This window comes from Chryseobacterium potabilaquae, assembly GCF_902728265.1.
GTDB classification, from domain to species: domain Bacteria; phylum Bacteroidota; class Bacteroidia; order Flavobacteriales; family Weeksellaceae; genus Chryseobacterium; species Chryseobacterium potabilaquae.
The window spans coordinates 1-4,826 of the sequence record NZ_CACVBR010000085.1 but is presented as its reverse complement, the minus strand read 5'-3'; the positions used below and the strand labels follow the sequence as shown (position 1 = coordinate 4,826).

Genomic DNA, 4,826 nt, shown 5'->3' with positions numbered 1-4,826 from the left:
ACTCTCATATCTATATCTTCAGACAATCCAAATACCATAGGAATATTATACACATGACTACCTCCTTCATACTGGTCAATAAACCATAGCCTTTCCTGAGCAAAAGATAAAAGTTGCTGCTCAGGATGATGAACCGCTATAGGACGGATCATATCACCTCCTCCTAAGTCTAAATCTTTCAGTACTCCTGCTAATCCAAAGACAGTCTTATGGCTAAACACCATCGCTACACTTGCCTGCAAACCTAATCCCTGATGAATCTTACTGATCAGTTTAATAGCCATAATACTATTACCACCCAAACGGAAGAAATCATCATGTAAACCTATACTTTCTACCGGTAAACCTAAAACTTCTCCATAGATCTCCGCTAATTGTTTTTCAAGAGCTGTTGTTGGAGCAATATACTCCTTATCTCCTGTGAAGTTAGGTTCAGGTAAAGCTTTGCGATCTAACTTTCCATTAATCGTAAGAGGAAACTCTTCTAAATGAACATACACCGAAGGAACCATATAATCCGGAAGTAATCCTGATAAATGTACTGACAGCTCTTCATGATTTAATGCTGCATCTGACACATAATAGCCAACCAAGTATTTCAAGCCTGAACTATTCTCCTTTGCCAGTACAACACTTTGACGAATCCCTTCATAACTCAATAAACCATTCTCTATCTCTCCCAATTCTATCCTATACCCTCTGATCTTTACCTGGAAGTCATTTCTGCCTATATATTCCAAATCTCCTCCCGGAAGATAACGGCCTAAATCCCCCGTCTTATACATACGATCATTATAACCTCTCTCTTTATCTTCTTCACTCTGGAAAGGATTCAATAGAAAACGCTCCTCTGTAAGCTCTACAAGATTTAAATAACCTCTTGATAATCCCGAACCTCCAATATATAATTCTCCTACAGCTCCCACGGGTACCGGACGTAAATATCCATCTAATACATAAATCCGTTGATCCGGAATACTTTTTCCTACCATAGAGGAATTCCCTAACTCTCCCGAATCAAGCACTCTATAACTCGCATGAACTGTAGTCTCAGTTGTACCATACATATTGATTAAACTTGGACTCTCAGGATAGCGACCATACCAAGGCTCCAAAGAAGCAAAGTTCAACGCCTCGCCTGCAAAGATGACATAACGAAGTTTAGAAAGATTCACATCCTTAGATAAACCAACTTCTATAAACTGGTAAAAGGCTGTAGGAGTTTTACATAATACCGTAAGATTATTTTTATAGCATAAATCAAAAAATAAATATAAATCTTTAGTTTGTTCTACACTGGGTATCAATAATTTTCCTCCATGAAGTAAGGCGCCCCACATCTCCCATACACTCACATCAAAAACATATGAATGGAATAAACTCCATACATCCTTATCCGTAAACCCATACCAATGATCCGTAGCACTGAATAAACGAACCACACTCTTATGCTCTATCATCACTCCTTTTGGCTTTCCTGTTGTTCCGCTGGTGTAAATAACATATGATAAATCACCTGAACTTACTTCTATATTGGGATTCTCCCTAGAACAAGTACTCAGTTCAGCTTTCATCTCTGAATTATTCAAGCTTATAATATTCAGATTTGAGGATGCTGTTTCTGTAGCTATTAGTTCCTTGTACTCATATAATCTGTCTTTTGTATTCTCTTCAACGATTACCAATCTAGCCTTAGTATCTCCCAGAATATGTTCTATTCTATCCATAGGATAATTAGGATCCATAGGAACATACGCTCCGCCTGACTTCAAGACTCCTAAGATTCCAATCAGCATCTGCTCCGATCTTTCCAAACATAGAGGGATCAATTCATCGGGCTGGATTTGATAGTTTTCTAATAAATAATGAGCCAATCTGTTTGATCTCTCATTAAGCTCTTTATAGCTTAGCTTTACATCCTCATACACCAAAGCAATATGATCAGGTGTCTTCTCTACCTGTCTCTCAAATAATTCATGAATTGTAACACTTGTGTCGTATTCTGAATAAGTATCCAAAAGACCTGAGAAGATTCCATCCCCACTATACTCTTCTTCTCTTATCCAAGAGAGGTTTTCAAGTTTTAACTCTGATCTATTATCTTTTGAATGAGACACCATCTGCTCTAAAAGATATACATACGTCTTAATCATATGATCAATTGTACTTTCTTTAAATAGAGGGGTAGCATAATTAAAGCTTCCTGACAGAGAATCTCCTCCATCATCTATCATCACTGTCAAATCAAACTTGGATACATCATAAGAAACATTTCCTTCAAATTCATGAAACAAAGAGCCATCTCCATATTTCTGCTTTGCTCCATTTCCAAAACTCTGTGAACCAAACATAACCTGGAACAAAGGATGACGGGATACATCCTGAACTACTCCCAACTCTTCTACCAATTTCTCAAAGGGTACATCCTGATGCATCTGAGCCTCAGATACTGAATCTGAAACTTGCAAAATAAAGTCTCTCACTGATACTCCATAATCAACCTCTTCTCGAAGAACCAAAGTATTGACAAAGAAGCCGATCAGATCCTCTAAGCCTGCATGATGACGATTCGCTACCACAGTACCTAATACTATATCCTTTTGTCCTGAATAAGAAGATAATAACAAATAATATCCTCCCAGCATTACACTGTATAAACTCACTCCTAAGTCTTGAGATAAGAATCGAAGGTCTTCACCTAGAGTATCTGAAATACTAAAACGTATTGTATGTCCTTCATAAGAAATAACCGAAGGACGGGCATAATCTAAAGGAAGGTTTAGAGGCGCTACTTCCGAAAGTTTAGTCCTCCAATAATCCAATTGTTTTTCTAATACTTCTCCCTGAAGATAAGATCTCTGCCATAAAGCAAAATCCTTATATTGAATAGGAAGCGAGGGTAAAGAAACCGGGGTTCCTGATAATAAATCTTGATAGATAATTCTTAATTCCTCTAAAAAGATATCTGTAGACCAACCATCAAAAGCAATGTGATGAATGACTATACTAAGATAAGAAGTTACTTCATCTTTATCATTGAATACACAAACAGAAATAGGAAGTTCTTTGGATAAATTAAAAATCCTCGTGATTTCTTGAGATAGAAGATTTTCTAATTCTCTAGAGCTAAATACATCAATCTCTTTAATACTGAACTCTTGATCACTCACATACTGATAGCCTACTCCCTCTGAACTGGTTACAATCAAAGTACGTAGAATTTCATGTCTGGACAGAAGAACTTTAAAAGATTCTGCTAAAATACTTAGATCAACCCTGGAAGATAATCCGAAAACCATAGGAATATTATACGCTGAGCTTCCTCCCTCATACTGATCAATAAACCATAAACGCTCCTGAGCAAAAGATAAACGTTGCTGCTCAGGATAATGAACCGCTATAGGACGGATCAATTCACTACTTTCTGATTCTAAACCGCTCAGTACTCCCGCTAGCCCAAAGACAGTCTTATGGCTAAACACCCGCTACACTTGCCTGTAAGCCTAACCCCTGGTGAATCTTGCTAATCAGTTTAATAGCCATAATACTGTTTCCTCCCAAGCGGAAGAAATCATCGTGTAAACCAATACTTTCTACTGGTAAACCTAAAACCTCGCTATAGATCTCTGCTAATTGTTTTTCAAGAACCGTTGTTGGTGCGATATACTCTTTATCTCCTGTGAAGTTAGGCTCTGGTAAGGCTCTTCGGTCCAATTTGCCATTGAGAGTCATTGGGAATAATTCCAAATGAACATAAGCAGAAGGAACCATATACTCCGGAAGTAATCCTGATAAATACACAGATAAGTCTTCAGGATTAAATGAAGTATCAGATACATAATAACCTACCAAATATTTTAACCCTGAACTATTCTCCTTTGCCAGTACAATACTTTGACGAATCCCTTCATAACTCAATAAAGCGCTCTCTATCTCTCCAAGCTCGATTCGGTATCCTCGTATTTTTACCTGGAAGTCATTACGACCTATATATTCCAAATCTCCATTAGCAAGATAGCGAGCCAAATCTCCGGTTTTATACATACGATCATTATAACCTATCTCTTTTTCATCTTCGCTTTGGAAAGGATTAACCAGAAAACGTTCCTCTGTAAGCTCAGGAAGATTTAAATACCCTCTTGATAAACCGGCTCCTCCTATATATAACTCTCCTATCGCTCCTATTGGTACAGGACGTAAATACTCATCCAACACATAAGTTGTGGTATTTGTAATAGGTTGACCTATATTAAGAGCATTATCATCCTCATGATAATGATGATAAGTAGCACATACCGAGGACTCGGTAGGACCATACGCATTGATTACATCAACTCCTTCTCTTCTATAACATTCCATTACTTCCGGATGAGTAGTATCTCCTGCTACAATAAGGGTATCCAAAGGAAGAATTAATTCTGTAGTAAGTAATACAGGAGGAATTGTAGCTATCTGGATCCTATTTTCAACTATATATGTATGTAATAAACTTAAATCTGTTTGGATTTCTTTACTTATTAGATGTAAGGTATGGCCAAACGAAAGAACGGAATAAACATCCCATACATGAGCATCAAAAACATAGTTGGCATACCATAATGCCATTTTCTGTGGATGGGAAGAAGAATGAACTGTATCCAGGTTAAATATAACAGACTGTTGCTCGATTAAATTAACCACATTTTTATGTTCTATCATCACCCCCTTAGGCTTTCCTGTTGTGCCACTGGTGTAAATAACATAGGATAAATCACCTGAACTTACTTCTGTATTGAGATTGTCCCTAGAACAAGTACTCAGTTCAGATTTCATCTCTGAAGAATCCA

General features: G+C 37.3%; 2 protein-coding genes and 1 pseudogene. All 3 read right to left on the bottom strand.

All coding sequences use genetic code 11. The features are described 5' to 3' along the window. Positions 1-3,482: non-ribosomal peptide synthetase (locus CHRY9293_RS18175; protein WP_162034270.1), on the bottom strand; the 3,482-nt coding region annotated here is incomplete at its 3' end. Continuing rightward, positions 3,475-4,044, bottom strand: a complete 570-nt coding sequence (locus CHRY9293_RS19025; RefSeq protein WP_449386635.1) for a phosphopantetheine-binding protein — start codon at positions 4,042-4,044, stop codon at positions 3,475-3,477. The genes CHRY9293_RS18175 and CHRY9293_RS19025, both read right to left, overlap by 8 nt. A 144-nt stretch (positions 4,045-4,188) precedes the next feature. Further along, positions 4,189-4,752, bottom strand: a pseudogene (locus CHRY9293_RS19020) (AMP-binding protein); the annotation flags it as partial. Positions 4,753-4,826: the final 74 nt, after the last annotated feature.

Excerpts from the sequence above, each read along its gene's own strand:
- CHRY9293_RS19025 (WP_449386635.1), bottom strand. The coding sequence starts at position 4,044 with ATGTATAAAACCGGAGATTTGGCTCGCTATCTTGCTAATGGAGATTTG.